This window comes from Sphingomonas rustica, from assembly GCF_039652585.1.
Lineage (GTDB): Bacteria > Pseudomonadota > Alphaproteobacteria > Sphingomonadales > Sphingomonadaceae > Sphingomonas > Sphingomonas rustica.
The window spans coordinates 171,047-183,258 of the sequence record NZ_JBDIZK010000010.1 but is presented as its reverse complement, the minus strand read 5'-3'; the positions used below and the strand labels follow the sequence as shown (position 1 = coordinate 183,258).

Sequence of the window (12,212 nt, the reverse complement as noted above, 5' to 3'; positions counted from 1 at the left end):
GCGCCAGGGATCGTGTCTGGCTTGACCAGGACTCCCCACTTGCCCGCTCAATCGATCACGCATGTTTCCAGAACCCTGCCGCTCGTCCTCGCGCTGGTCCTTGCCGGCTGTAGCGGGGGTGCGAAGCAGGATCAGGCCAAGGGCAAGGGCATGGGCGGCCCGACCCAGGTCGGCTTCGTCGTGGTCCAGCCGACCAGCGAGCCGGTCAATGTCGAGCTTGCCGGGCGCGTGAACGCCTATCAGACCGCCGAGATCCGCCCGCAGGTCAGCGGCGTGATCCAGCGCCGCTTCTTCACCGAAGGCGCGATCGTCCGCCAGGGCCAGACCCTCTATCAGGTCGACCCCAGCCTCTACCGCGCCTCGGTCAATCAGGCGCAGGCCAATCTGCGAAGCGCCCAGGCCAATGCCGAGGCGACAGCGGTCCGCGCCCAGCGGTTGAAGCCGCTGGCCGAGATGGAAGCGGTCGCCAAGCAGGATTATACCGACGCCGAGGCGACTGCGCGCCAGGCGCAGGCGAGCGTCGCCCAGAACCGGGCCCAGCTGGAAACCGCGCGGATCAACCTGCGCTTCACCAATGTCCCTGCGCCGATCACCGGCCGGATCGGCCGCTCGCTGTTCACCCAGGGCGCGCTGGTCACCGCGAACCAGGCCGACCCGCTGGCGGTGATCCAGCGGCTCGACCCGATCTTCGTCGACATCCAGCAGTCGAGCGCCGAGATGCTCGCGCTGCGCCGCCAGCTGAGCCAGGGCGGCCTGTTGCCGACCCGGGCGCAGGTGCGGCTCAAGCTGGAGGATGGCAGCGACTATTCGCTGACGGGCAGCGTCGAGTTCGCCGAGGTCCAGGTCGATCCCGCAACCGGCACGGTCACGCTGCGCGCGGTGTTTTCCAATCCCAACGGCGTCCTGCTGCCCGGCATGTTCGTCCGCGCCAGCTTTGCCCAGGCGATCAACACCCGCGTCTATCTGGTGCCGCAGCAGGCAGTCACGCGCGAGGCCAATGGCACCGCCTTCCTGTTCGTTGTCGGCGCGAACAACAAGGCCGACCGCCGCAACGTCGAGATCGAACGCGCGGTCGGCGCCAACTGGGTCGTGACCAAGGGGCTGAATCCCGGCGATCGCGTGATCGTGCAGGGCACCGGTCAGCTCCGGCCAAACGCCGATATCCGCCCGGTTCCCGCCACCAACCCGCAGAATGTCGCGCCGCCGCAGCAGAAGCAGGGCGGCGGCGATGCCGCCAACGGCAAGCAGGGTTGAACTGAGCGATGTCCCGCATCTTCATCGATCGCCCGATCTTCGCCTGGGTGATCGCGATCATTACCATGCTGGCGGGCGTCGGCGCGATCTTCGCGCTGCCCAAGGCGCAGTATCCGAACGTCGCTCCGCCGCAGGTCAATATCCGCGCCACCTTCCCTGGCGCGTCTGCGGAGACGCTTCAGAATTCGGTGACCCAGGTGCTGGAACAGCAGCTGACCGGCATCGACGGGCTGCTCTACTTCAGTTCGAGCTCCAGCTCGCGCGGGCAGGTGACGATCTCCGCCACCTTCTCCACCGGCACCGATCCGGACATCGCCCAGGTCCAGGTCCAGAACCAGGTCCAGCAGGCGCTCCCGCGCCTGCCGCAGCAGGTGCAGCAACAGGGGTTGCGCGTCACCAAATCGAACCCTGACTTCCTGTTGATCGTCGGCACCTATGACGAGACCGACGAGAAGACCAATCGCGATGTCGCCGATTACCTGACATCGAACCTCCAGGACCCGCTGTCGCGCATCGAGGGCGTGGGCGACGTCAACGTGTTCGGATCGCCCTATGCGATGCGCATCTGGCTGAACCCGGACCGGCTGGCCAGCTATCAGCTGATGCCGGGCGACGTCGTCACCGCGATCCAGAACCAGAATACCGAAGTTGCCGCCGGCGAGCTGGGCGGTCAGCCCATGCCGCGCGAGCAGATGCTGAACGCGACCGTGACCGCCCAGTCGCGCTTGCAGACCGCCGACCAGTTCAAGGCGATCGTGCTGAAGACGCAGCAGAACGGCGCGACCGTCCGCCTGTCCGACGTGGCGCGCGTCGAACTGGGGGCGGAAAATTATACCGCGTCCAGCCGCATCAACGGCCATCCCGGTGCGGGCATGGCGATCAGCCTGGCGCCCGGCGCAGACGCGCTGCGCACCTCCGACCTGGTCAAGGCCGAGGTCGAGCGGCTGGCGAAGAATTTCCCGCCGGGCATGAAATTCGCCTATGCCAACGACACGACCGACTTCATCCGATTGTCGATCGACGAGGTGGTGAAGACCCTGCTCGAGGCAATCGTGCTGGTCGTGATCGTGATGTTCGTGTTCCTGCAAAGCTGGCGCGCGACGCTGATCCCGGCGATCGCGGTGCCGGTGGTGCTGCTCGGCACCTTCGCGATCTTCTATCTCGCCGGATTCTCGATCAACACGCTGACCTTGTTCGGGCTCGTCCTCGCCATCGGTCTGCTCGTCGACGACGCGATTGTCGTCGTCGAGAATGTCGAGCGGCTGATGGAAGAGAATCCCGGCATGTCGCCGCGCGATGCGACGATCCAGTCGATGCAGGAAATCCAGGTCGCGCTGGTCGCGATCGCGGTGGTCCTGTCGGCGGTGTTCATCCCGATGGCGTTCTTCGGCGGATCGACCGGCGTGATCTATCGCCAGTTCTCGCTGACCATCGTCGCCTCGATGGTGCTTTCGGTGCTGGTGGCGCTGATCCTCAGCCCCGCGCTGACCGCGACCTTGCTGAAGCCGAAGCATGCGGAAGGCGAGCATGAGGCAAGGCCCGGCTGGCTCAAGCGTCGCTTCCCGCGCGTCGCCGGTTGGGGCCACACCGCGAAGACCAAGTTCAACAACGGCTTCGAACGCGGCGTCGACAAATACACCACCAGCATCGCCTATGTCGTCGATCGCAAGTGGATCTTCCTGCTGATCTATCTGGCGGTCGTCGCGATCCTGGTCGTGATGTTCCTGCGCCTGCCCACCAGCTTCCTTCCTGTCGAGGACCAGGGCGCGGCCCAGATCCAGTTCCGCCTGCCTGCGGGCGCGACCCAGCCGCGTACCATCGCGGTGCAGGAGCAGATCGAGCGCTATTTCCAGCAATATGAGGGGCGTAACGCAGCCACCATCCTGACCGTCTCCGGCGGCGGCGGGGGCGGGGCCGCTGGCCAGAATACCGGCCAGGGCTTCCTCAACTTCGCCGACTGGTCCCAGCGCAAGGGCAAGGAAAATGGTGCCGATGCCATCGCGGCGCGCGCCACCGCCGCGTTCCGCAACATTCGTGATGCGCAGGTGTTCGTGCTGTTGCCGCCGGCGGTCCGCGGCCTGGGTCAGTCGACCGGCTTCACCATGGAGTTCCAGAACGCCAGCGGCATGAGCCAGGCCGATTTCGCCAAGGCACGCGACCAGCTGATCGCCGCCGCCAATGCCGACTCGATGCTGACCGGCATCCGCCTGAGCGATCTGCCTGACGTGGCGACGCTTCAGGTCGATATCGACCAGCAGAAACTGTCGGCGCTGGGGCTCAACCAGAACGACGTCAACAACACGCTCGCGACCGCCTGGGGCGGGCGCTACGTCAACGACTTCATCGATCGCGGCCGCGTGAAGCGGGTCTTCGTTCAGGGCGATGCGCCCTATCGCGCGACGCCCGAAAATCTGGGTGAATGGTTCGTGCGCGGATCGCAGGGCAATATGGCGCCCTTCACCTCCTTCGCCCGCACCAGCTGGTCGGTCGCGCCGACGACGCTCGGCCGGTTCAATGGCATCCCGGCCTTCGAGATCCAGGGCCAGGCCGCATCGGGTGTCAGCTCCGGCGAAGCAATGGACCGCATCGCCGAACTTGCCGCGCAGATCCCAGGGACCAGCGTCGCCTGGGCAGGCGTTTCGTTCCAGGAACGCCTCTCCTCCGGCCAGGCACCGTTGCTCTACGGCCTGTCGCTGCTCGTCGTGTTCCTGTGCCTGGCCGCACTCTATGAAAGCTGGTCGATCCCGGTCGCGGTGCTGCTGGTGATTCCGCTCGGCCTGGTCGGGGCGGTGTTCGCGGTCACGCTGCGCGGGCTGGAGAATGACGTGTATCTCCAGATCGGCCTGCTGACGACGATGGGCCTTGCGGCGAAGAACGCCATCCTGATGATCGAGTTCGCCGAACAGGCGGAGAAGCAGGGCAAGCGCGTCATCGACGCCGCGATCGAGGCGGCGCGGCTGCGCATCCGCCCGATCCTGATGACCAGCCTCGCCTTCATCTTCGGCGTGCTGCCGCTCGCCATCTCGACCGGGGCCGGCGCCAACAGCCGCGTCGCGATCGGCACCGCCGTGATCGGCGGCATGCTGACCGCGACGATCCTGGCGGTCTTCTATATCCCGCTGTTCTTCGTCCTCGTACGCCGCGGCGTGCGCGACGGGCTGAACAAGCTTCGCGGCCGCAAGCGCGATCCGAATGCGGGCACGACACCCCCGGAGGCTACGGCATGAAGCGCGCGCTGATCCTCCCGCTCCTGCTTGCCGGCTGTTCGATGACGCCGCGCTACGAGACGCCGGCGCTGCCCGTGCCGCAATCCTGGCCGGCGGGCGACACCTATCTGGCCCAGTCCGAGGCGACTCTGCCCAGCCTGACCTGGCGCGAGGTGTTTCGCGACACCCGGCTCCAGACGCTGATCGAGCAGGGGCTGGACGGCAACCGCGACCTGCGTATCGCCGCCGCCAATATCGAGGTGGCGCGCGCGCAATATCGCATCCAGCGCGCCCAGCAATTCCCGCAGGTCGATGCCGGGGCGGGCGTGACCGCCAGCGACAGCGGCACCGCGCGACAGGGCAATGCCGGCGGCGCGGCGGGGCAGGGCGGGGGCACGCGCACCAGCTTCTCGACCGACATCGGCGTCACCGCGTTCGAGATCGACCTGTTCGGCCGCCTGCGCTCGCTGACCGAGGCCGAGCAGAACCGCTATTTCGCGACCGAGGCCGCCGCGCGCGCCACCCGGCTGACGCTGGTGGGCGACATCGCCGATGCGTGGCTGACCCATGCGGCCAATGCCAGCCGCCTGAAGATCTCGCAGGAAACCGCCGCCAGTGCCGAGCGCAGCGTGCGGCTGACCCGCGCCCGCTACCAAGGCGGCATCGCCCCGCGATCGGACCTGCGCCAGGCCGAACAGATCCTCGCCACCGCCCAGGCGGACATTGCCGAGACGCGCACGCTGCTGGCGCAGAACGTCAACGCGCTGCAGCTGCTGGTCGGCCGTCCGATCGATCCCGCGCTGCTCGCCGCGTCGATCGACCAGGCCGCGCCCGCCATCGCGCTGGTGCCGGCGGGCATGGACTCGACCATTCTCCTGCGCCGGCCCGACATCGTCCAGGCCGAATATCAGCTGCGCGCCGGCAATGCCGATATCGGTGCGGCGCGCGCGGCGCTGTTCCCGCGCATCAGCCTGACCGGGCTGGTCGGCTTCGCCAGCAATGCGCTGACCTCGCTGTTCACCGGCGGCGCGTTCAACTGGTCGGGCGGCGCGAACGTCAACTATCCGATCTTCCAGGCAGGCGCGGGCAGGGCGGGCGTGGCGCTCAGCGAGGCGCAGCGCGACGCGCTGCTGGCCAGCTATGAACGCTCGGTCCAGACCGCGTTCCGCGAAGTGTCCGACGGGCTCGCCCGCCAGGGCACGATCGGCGAACAGCTTCGCGCGACCACCGTCAATATCGACGCCGCCGCCGACAGCTACCGGCTGGCCGAGGCGCGCTATCGCGGCGGGATCGAGCCGTTCCTCAACACGCTGGATGCACAGCGCTCGCTGTACCAGGCGCAGCGCAGCGGCGTGGACCTTCGCCTGACCGAGGCATCGAACCGGGTGACCCTGTACCGCGCGCTGGGCGGCGATTCGTCGATCTCCGATCCGCGCGCCTCAGCTCGACCCTAAACCGCGCACCGGTCGTCGCGCCCGCGGCCGTCCTTTTCCAAGGAACCGTTGCCGGGCGACGGGGATTGGGACAGACAGACGCAGGTTGGTGCTAATCCTCGCGGAGCCGGTGCATGAAGAAGACGCTGTATCTTCCGAAATTCGACGCGTCCCTGAATACCGACTGGTGCAATTCCAAGAACAACGCGGACCTGATGCTGACGCTGCGGTTGGGCTTTCGCCAGATCAACCCGGCCGGCGGTGCGGCAAAGGGCACCTATAACGACTATGGCGACGCCAGTGGCCAGCCGCGCGCGATCCTGAAATGGACGCCGCAGACGTGGCAGGCATGGAAGCAGACCTTCTGCCGCTCGGCCCAGTTGTTCTGGCACGGCAAGTTCTGGATTTCCAACAATCGCGGCCTGTTTCCGGTGCGGATCGGCCAGAACGTGTTCCTGCCGAACTTCTGGTGCAAGTTCGAGATACTCGGAAGCGACGCGTCGGCCGGGCGGCACCATCATGTGATCGATGTGGTTCGCCTCGACCCCAGCGAAAGCTGGTTCGGGTCGCACTCGACGCTGTACGACAGCGGCGACATCAATTCGGTGGCCAAGGCCCGCGACAGCAAGGGCAAGACCGTGATGCAGCGCGCCCATGTCCACGAGATCGGCCATCTGCTGGGCCTGCCCCATGTCGATGTCGGCAAGCCGCATTGCCCGCCGAGCGGGAACACCAATGCCAGTGCATGCTACGGCATCACCGATACCGACATGAACAGCGTGATGGGCGCGGGAATGCGGCTGGACGTTGTCCATGCCAAGCCCTGGCTGGACGCGATGGATGGGTTCGCCAAGGGGGAGGCGCGTTCGCCCCATTACAATCCGACACCCAATTTCGTGAAACCGTTCCAGGCGACCAAGCAGCGCATCTACCCGCGCAGCACGGCCGAGTTCGAGGCGGGCAAGCTGGTGACAACCCTGCAGTTCGGAAGGTGACCGTCATGACCATCGGCACGACCATCAGGTTCGGAATCATCGCGTCGGTGCTGGCGACCAGCGCGCTTGCCGGATGCACCGGATCGAATGCGGCAGCACCGGCGAACGAAGCCTCAACCCCCGACCCCCAGGCGCGCACCGTTGCGCGCGATCACGCGAAAGGACGGACCATGTCGGCATCGAAGCGCTGCGGCAGCACCCGGATCGAACGGTCCGCCTGCATGATCGAGCTGATCCTCGACGATATCCGCGCCAATTACGGCGCGATCGGCGGCGGCGGGATCACCAGCATCAAGGCGGGCGTCGGCATGTCCTACACCATCGCCCTGCCCCAGGAAGGGCGCACCGACCTGTTCACCTATGAGTTCGAGCTGCGCGGCGACGAGATCGCGATCAAGAGCAAGAAGGAGTCGACCCAGAGCTATTGATCGCCGGCGTCAGGCGAGGGGCGTGGCGAACTCGATGCGGATGCCGCCGGGGATGAAGACCAGGAAATGGCGCGTTGCCGATCCCGCGCGGATCGGGCCTGGCGGCGCGTCGACCGTGACGCCGGGATGCGCGCGGACCTTGTCCCAGACCGCATGCAGCGCGGCATCGTCCGTCACCGCCAGCGACAGATGGTGCAGCCCGATATTGGCCCGCCGGTCGAACTCGCGCGCCGTCTCCGGATCGGCCGCCCGCCACAGCGTCAGCAGGATCGCGCCGTCCGACACGAAGATCGACGGATAGTCCGGTACGCCGCCCACCTTGTCGAACCCCAGCACGCCGCAGAAAAAGTCGCGCGCCTCGTCCAGGTCGGGGACGGTCAGCCCGACATGGTGGACGCCGCGGGTCAGTGCCTTGGTCATGAATGTTCCTCCAGTTCCGCCACCCGCGCACGCAGCCGGGCGATCTCGTCGATCAGCGGCTGGCTGGCCTCCCGCACCTCGGCTTCGGTGAAGCGCGGCGTGATATGCTGGGGGCAGTTCCAGTCGAAGCCGGTCACGTCGATGACGAAGGCGCGCTCGACCTCCGCCGGATAGCCCGGACTCGCCAGCGCGGCGATTTCGGCGGGATCGTCGCTGCTGCGCGCATGGCCGATCAGCTTCAGCCTGCGCCGGTTGGGATAATCCATCAGGAACAGCGCGACGCGGTCGTCCGCCGCCAGGTTCGCCGTCGACAGATATTGGCGGTTGCCGCGATAATCCGCGAACCCGATCCGATTGCCGTCGATCCGCCGCAGGAACCCGGCAGGGCCGCCGCGATGCTGGACATAGGGCCAGCCATCCTCGCTGACGCTGGCCATGTAGAAGCTGTCGCGGGCCGCGATGAAGTCCGCCTCGCGCTCGCCCAGCCAGTCGATGTCCGCGCCCGCCTCCATGCGCGCATAAGCGGCGCGCGAACCCGCCGCCTCCTGCAGGGCGCGGGCGCCGGGGCCGAACAGGGTGTGGAGATAGGTTGCCGCCATGCAACCCAGCTAATGCGTTGCGACCGCGACGATAATAGTCGAGGATCGGCGCTCACTATTCCGAAGGGTGGAATAATGGATCGGTTCGACATGCTGGCCGCGTTCGTCGCGGTCGCCGACCGCCGCGGCTTCTCGGCGGCGGCGCGCGACCTGTCGATGTCGCCGCCCGCCGTCACGCGCGCCGTCGCCGGACTGGAACGCCATCTGGGCGTCACCCTGTTCCATCGCTCGACCCGCGCCGTCGCGCTCACCGACGAAGGCGCCGCCTTTCTCGAGCGCGCACGGGCGATCCTGGCCGATCTGCGCGAGGCGGAGCAGGTCGTGATGGGCGGGCGATCGGTGCCGCGCGGCCAGCTTTATGTCACCGCGCCGGTCATGTTCGGCCGGCTGCACGTCCTGCCGGTGATCGGCGCGCTGGTGGACGCGCATGACGGGCTGACCGCGCGGATGATGCTGCTCGACCGCAATGTCCGCATCGTCGAGGAGGGGATCGACGTCGCGGTCCGGATCGGCGAGCTGGCGGACAGTGCATTGCGGACGACGCGGATCGGCTCGGTCGAGCAGGCGATCGTCGCCAGCCCGGCCTATCTCGCCGGGCGTGGCGTCCCTCGGCGACCCGCCGACCTGTCCGACCATCGCTGCATCGCCGGCAGCGGCGTGCGCACCGGCACCGCCTGGCCCTTCGGTGGGCAGGGCCAGGCGCCGGTCGAGATCGCGCCCCGCCTGACCGTCAACACCGTCGATGCGACGCTGGCGGCGGCGGAGGCCGGGCTGGGGATCGCCAGCCTGCTGAGCTACCAATGTGCCGAGGCGATCGCCGCCGGCCGCCTCGTACGCATCCTGGCCGATCATGCGCCGCCGCTGCTGCCGGTCAGCCTGCTCTACGACGCCGGGCGCGCCGCCATGCCCGCGGTGCGCGCCTTCATCGACGCCATGCGAGAGCGCACGCGGCACGGCGCGTGGTGAACCGTTCGCGCGGCCTTAGGGCGCGATCGTTCCCTTCGACAGAATCCATGACCGCGATCCGCCATGGTCATAGACCACGGTGATCCGGCGCAGGACCGGCAGGCCGATGTTCGGGCGACCGCCCTCCATGAACAGGATCTCCGGATTCTCGATCGCCACGCCCTCGATCCTGACCGTGCCCGCAAGCCTGGCCACGTAGATCGGCTGGCGACCGGCGGCGGAGACGGCATAGCCATAGAGGCGCGGCGGCTGATCGAGCTTGAGCCGGTCCTTGAACGACAGAGGCAGGATGATCGACGAATCATTGCCCGTGTCCAGGATCGCGGGGACACTCAGCCCGTCGAATTCGAGGATCGCCGAGGGAAGGGCACTTCCGCCCGAGCCGAGATAGGGGGTCGCGGCACCGGGCGGCAGGGTCGCATCGGCCTTGCGCCGGATCGTCAGCCGGCTGCGCGGCCCGTCCATCTCGACCAGGCTTTCCGGAAAGCTGTTGGGGCCGAAAATGCCGACTTCGTCGGGCAGGTCATAGGCCAGCACCGTCGCGCGCGCGTCGCGGATCGCCACGCCGCCAAGGCGGGCCCCGCGGATGAAGCTGTCATGCCCCGGCACCGGCTTGCCCGTGCTGCCGTCGACCGAAGGCGACGGTCCGGTGTTCGGCAGCCCGAGCCGGTCGGCGAGGCCGGCATCGACCAGATTGCCGTTGGTGCCAGTGTCGAACACTACCGGTACCGGAGCCGCATCGCCGACACGCAGCATCACCAGTGCCCGGGTTTCCGACAAATAGAGGTTGATCACCTCGGGCTCGGCCGGCGCTTCCGCGGGTGCGTCCTGCGCATGCAGCGCCGACCCGACGGGAATGAGGGCGGTGACGAACAACGCGATGCAACGTACAAGGATCTTCGACATCTTCACCTCATTAGTACGAATCGTACTAAAGTTGGTATATGAACAGCGACGACGATAAAAGCGTATTGACCGAGATCGAGGGTGCTATCCTTTCCGAGATCGCGCATCGGGGCAACACCACCGCCTTTCGCGTGCGCCGCGCCTTCGAGCTTTCCCCGTCGTCGGAGTGGAGCGGCAGCGCCGGTGCGATCTATCCGGCGATCAAGCGGCTGCGCGACCGCGGCCTCATCATCGGGGAGGCGACCACCGATCGCCGCGCCACGCTGCGCATCTCGCTCACCGATGCGGGACAGGCGGCAATGCTGGCCTGGGCATGCGATCCCGATCGCGCGAGCAGCGTCGGCATCGACCCGTTTCGTCTGCGCTCGGGAATCTGGCGGCGGCTGCCCGACGCGGATCGCGTCATCGTGCTGCGCGGCTCGGCCGAATCGATCCGGGCCAATATCCGGTTCCTGGAGGAATACCGGATCGGACTGGACGATGTGGAGGCAGAACGGATCGAACTCAGCCTCGCGGTCCAGGCAATGCGGCTCGACTATATCGCCCGGCAGTTGCGACGTCTTGAGGAAGCCACGCCCGGATCGCCCTAGGCGGCGATCCAAGGTGCGTGCGGGACGAGCCGGGCGACCGCGCATGCCAGGGGCCATGGGGATGAGCCGTGCCTCCCCCCGGTCGGGTCGCGCCACGTCGCTGGTTCCTGCACGACCGCGATGTTAGGCTCGTGCCCGGCGGCGACGGAGGGCGTTGATGCGCAAGGTTCAGTTGAACGTAGGCGGCGTGCCGGTGGGCAAGGCGACCACCTGGGCCTATCCGCAGGGCAAGCCGCTCGGCTACTTCGAAATCCCGACCTATACGATGACCGTCGCCGGATCGCTGGGCGGGCGCCGCGTCTCGCATGCGTTCGAGGTGCTGCGCTTCGGCGTGTCGTGCAAGGATGGCAAGACGGCGCGGGTGGTCGGGCTGGCCGATCAGCAGACCCATGTCGTGCGCGCCTGGATCCCGACCTATGAGGTGCACAGCGCCAACTCGCCGGAAAATGGCGGGTGGCAGGTCTATGGCAATTTCCTCATCCATGACGGGCCGGACAATGCGACGGAGGTGTTCGCGTCGATCGGCTGTGTCGAGGTCATGGGCACGCGCGGGTTCGTGAGGTTCAACGACCTGCTGATCCAGTTGACCGGCGCGGTCGGCAGCAAGCGCAACGACCAGCTGCACCAGATTGCCCGTTCCGGCCTGCTCTCGATCTCCTATGATCGCGCGTCGCGGCCGCCGCTGGTGGCGATCCCATGATCCCGGCGATGCGCCTGGGCCTGATCTCGGCCGCCATGCTGGCCAGCGGCGCTGCCATCGGCCTGTCGCTGTCCGGCGGCGGCACCCCGGCCGATCCGGTGCCGCATGTCGCGCAGCCGGTGAGCCCGGACGCGCTGCTGCGCGGTCGGATCGTTGCCGATTACCGCTTGGCCGGCGACGCGGCGCGGTTCGAGGTCGCCGACTATGCGGCGGCCGATCTCGACCGCCTGGTTCGCACCCGGATCGACCCCGCGCTGCTGAAGGGCGCGGTGTCGAAACGCGGGCAGGATCTGCGCTTCACGCCCGCCGACGGGGTCCGCCGCCATGCCGGGGTCATCGTCATCCGCTATCCCGATGCGGCGACCGCTGCGGACCGGGTGCGCCCGCTGCTTGGCGGGAAGCGCTTTTTCAACGACACGAAGATCCTAACGCCGATGGTCGCGGCGGCGCGGGGGGACATGGTGGCGATCTTCTTTACCGAAAGCGGCGGCGACCCGATGCTGCGGACGGCGCTGTCGCACGCGGCCAATGCCTTTCAATCGCCAGTCTGACCGATTTCATCCGGCCGAAGGTTGTGCTGGTAAAATCCCGCCCGGACACTATATAGGAACTATCGCGTCATTTCCGCCACGAGCAGGACGCGACTGAGAGAGATCATCCGCTTTCGCTCCGTGCCGGAGCATTGCGTGCTTCCCAGATCCCAGAATTCCGGAGC

Annotated in this window: 12 protein-coding genes; 9 read left to right on the top strand and 3 right to left on the bottom strand. The window is 67.4% G+C overall.

Annotated features, from left to right (window positions below; translation table 11 throughout):
• Window positions 1-39 precede the first annotated feature (39 nt).
• From TPR58_RS16820 to TPR58_RS16800, 5 genes are all read left to right on the top strand, one after another.
• Window positions 40-1,254: an efflux RND transporter periplasmic adaptor subunit gene (locus TPR58_RS16820; protein WP_428835732.1), complete on the top strand. Its 1,215-nt coding sequence runs from the start codon at window positions 40-42 to the stop codon at window positions 1,252-1,254.
• Window positions 1,255-1,262: 8 nt separating this feature from the next.
• Window positions 1,263-4,481 carry a multidrug efflux RND transporter permease subunit gene (locus TPR58_RS16815; protein WP_346247886.1) on the top strand — a complete coding sequence of 1,073 codons (3,219 nt, stop codon included), beginning with the start codon at window positions 1,263-1,265 and terminating at the stop codon, window positions 4,479-4,481.
• Window positions 4,478-5,914, top strand: a complete 1,437-nt coding sequence (locus TPR58_RS16810; RefSeq protein ID WP_346247885.1) for an efflux transporter outer membrane subunit — start codon at window positions 4,478-4,480, stop codon at window positions 5,912-5,914. Before TPR58_RS16815 ends, TPR58_RS16810 begins: the two co-directional genes overlap by 4 nt.
• Window positions 5,915-6,027: 113 nt before the next feature.
• Window positions 6,028-6,888 carry a hypothetical protein gene (locus TPR58_RS16805; protein ID WP_346247884.1) on the top strand — a complete coding sequence of 287 codons (861 nt, stop codon included), beginning with the start codon at window positions 6,028-6,030 and terminating at the stop codon, window positions 6,886-6,888.
• 5 nt (window positions 6,889-6,893) lie between these two features.
• Window positions 6,894-7,316 (top strand): hypothetical protein, encoded by a 423-nt coding sequence (locus TPR58_RS16800; protein ID WP_346247883.1) that lies wholly within the window; start codon window positions 6,894-6,896, stop codon window positions 7,314-7,316.
• Window positions 7,317-7,325: 9 nt separating this feature from the next.
• Here the strand turns inward: TPR58_RS16800 and TPR58_RS16795 are convergent, their stop codons facing one another.
• Window positions 7,326-7,736 carry a VOC family protein gene (locus tag TPR58_RS16795; RefSeq protein WP_346247882.1) on the bottom strand — a complete coding sequence of 137 codons (411 nt, stop codon included), beginning with the start codon at window positions 7,734-7,736 and terminating at the stop codon, window positions 7,326-7,328.
• Complete coding sequence (locus tag TPR58_RS16790; RefSeq protein WP_346247880.1) at window positions 7,733-8,335, bottom strand: pyridoxamine 5'-phosphate oxidase family protein; 603 nt, start codon at window positions 8,333-8,335, stop codon at window positions 7,733-7,735. Before TPR58_RS16790 ends, TPR58_RS16795 begins: the two co-directional genes overlap by 4 nt.
• A gap of 75 nt (window positions 8,336-8,410) precedes the next feature.
• On the opposite strand from TPR58_RS16790, the gene TPR58_RS16785 reads away from it, so the two are divergent.
• Window positions 8,411-9,301 (top strand): LysR family transcriptional regulator, encoded by an 891-nt coding sequence (locus TPR58_RS16785; RefSeq protein ID WP_346247879.1) that lies wholly within the window; start codon window positions 8,411-8,413, stop codon window positions 9,299-9,301.
• Window positions 9,302-9,316: 15 nt separating this feature from the next.
• On the opposite strand, the gene TPR58_RS16780 is transcribed toward TPR58_RS16785, so the two are convergent.
• Entirely contained in the window at window positions 9,317-10,207 is an 891-nt protein-coding gene (locus TPR58_RS16780; protein WP_346247878.1) for a retropepsin-like aspartic protease, read from the bottom strand.
• A 38-nt stretch (window positions 10,208-10,245) separates the two neighbouring features.
• Here TPR58_RS16780 and TPR58_RS16775 point away from each other — a divergent pair, with 38 nt between their 5' ends.
• From TPR58_RS16775 to TPR58_RS16765, 3 genes are all read left to right on the top strand, one after another.
• Window positions 10,246-10,797 (top strand): PadR family transcriptional regulator, encoded by a 552-nt coding sequence (locus TPR58_RS16775; protein WP_346247877.1) that lies wholly within the window; start codon window positions 10,246-10,248, stop codon window positions 10,795-10,797.
• 157 nt (window positions 10,798-10,954) lie between these two features.
• Complete coding sequence (locus TPR58_RS16770; protein WP_346247876.1) at window positions 10,955-11,497, top strand: hypothetical protein; 543 nt, start codon at window positions 10,955-10,957, stop codon at window positions 11,495-11,497.
• The gene (locus TPR58_RS16765) at window positions 11,494-12,048 is read left to right on the top strand and encodes a hypothetical protein (RefSeq protein WP_346247875.1); all 555 of its coding nucleotides are present in this window, start codon (window positions 11,494-11,496) and stop codon (window positions 12,046-12,048) included. Before TPR58_RS16770 ends, TPR58_RS16765 begins: the two co-directional genes overlap by 4 nt.
• The last annotated feature ends 164 nt before the right edge of the window (window positions 12,049-12,212 follow it).

Coding starts and splice junctions, on each gene's coding strand:
- TPR58_RS16770 (WP_346247876.1), top strand. CDS start 10,955: ATGCGCAAGGTTCAGTTGAACGTAGGCGGCGTGCCGGTGGGCAAGGCG.
- TPR58_RS16785 (WP_346247879.1), top strand. CDS start 8,411: ATGGATCGGTTCGACATGCTGGCCGCGTTCGTCGCGGTCGCCGACCGC.
- TPR58_RS16765 (WP_346247875.1), top strand. CDS start 11,494: ATGATCCCGGCGATGCGCCTGGGCCTGATCTCGGCCGCCATGCTGGCC.
- TPR58_RS16805 (WP_346247884.1), top strand. CDS start 6,028: ATGAAGAAGACGCTGTATCTTCCGAAATTCGACGCGTCCCTGAATACC.
- TPR58_RS16815 (WP_346247886.1), top strand. CDS start 1,263: ATGTCCCGCATCTTCATCGATCGCCCGATCTTCGCCTGGGTGATCGCG.
- TPR58_RS16795 (WP_346247882.1), bottom strand. CDS start 7,736: ATGACCAAGGCACTGACCCGCGGCGTCCACCATGTCGGGCTGACCGTC.
- TPR58_RS16810 (WP_346247885.1), top strand. CDS start 4,478: ATGAAGCGCGCGCTGATCCTCCCGCTCCTGCTTGCCGGCTGTTCGATG.
- TPR58_RS16775 (WP_346247877.1), top strand. CDS start 10,246: ATGAACAGCGACGACGATAAAAGCGTATTGACCGAGATCGAGGGTGCT.
- TPR58_RS16800 (WP_346247883.1), top strand. CDS start 6,894: ATGACCATCGGCACGACCATCAGGTTCGGAATCATCGCGTCGGTGCTG.
- TPR58_RS16790 (WP_346247880.1), bottom strand. CDS start 8,335: ATGGCGGCAACCTATCTCCACACCCTGTTCGGCCCCGGCGCCCGCGCC.
- TPR58_RS16780 (WP_346247878.1), bottom strand. CDS start 10,207: ATGTCGAAGATCCTTGTACGTTGCATCGCGTTGTTCGTCACCGCCCTC.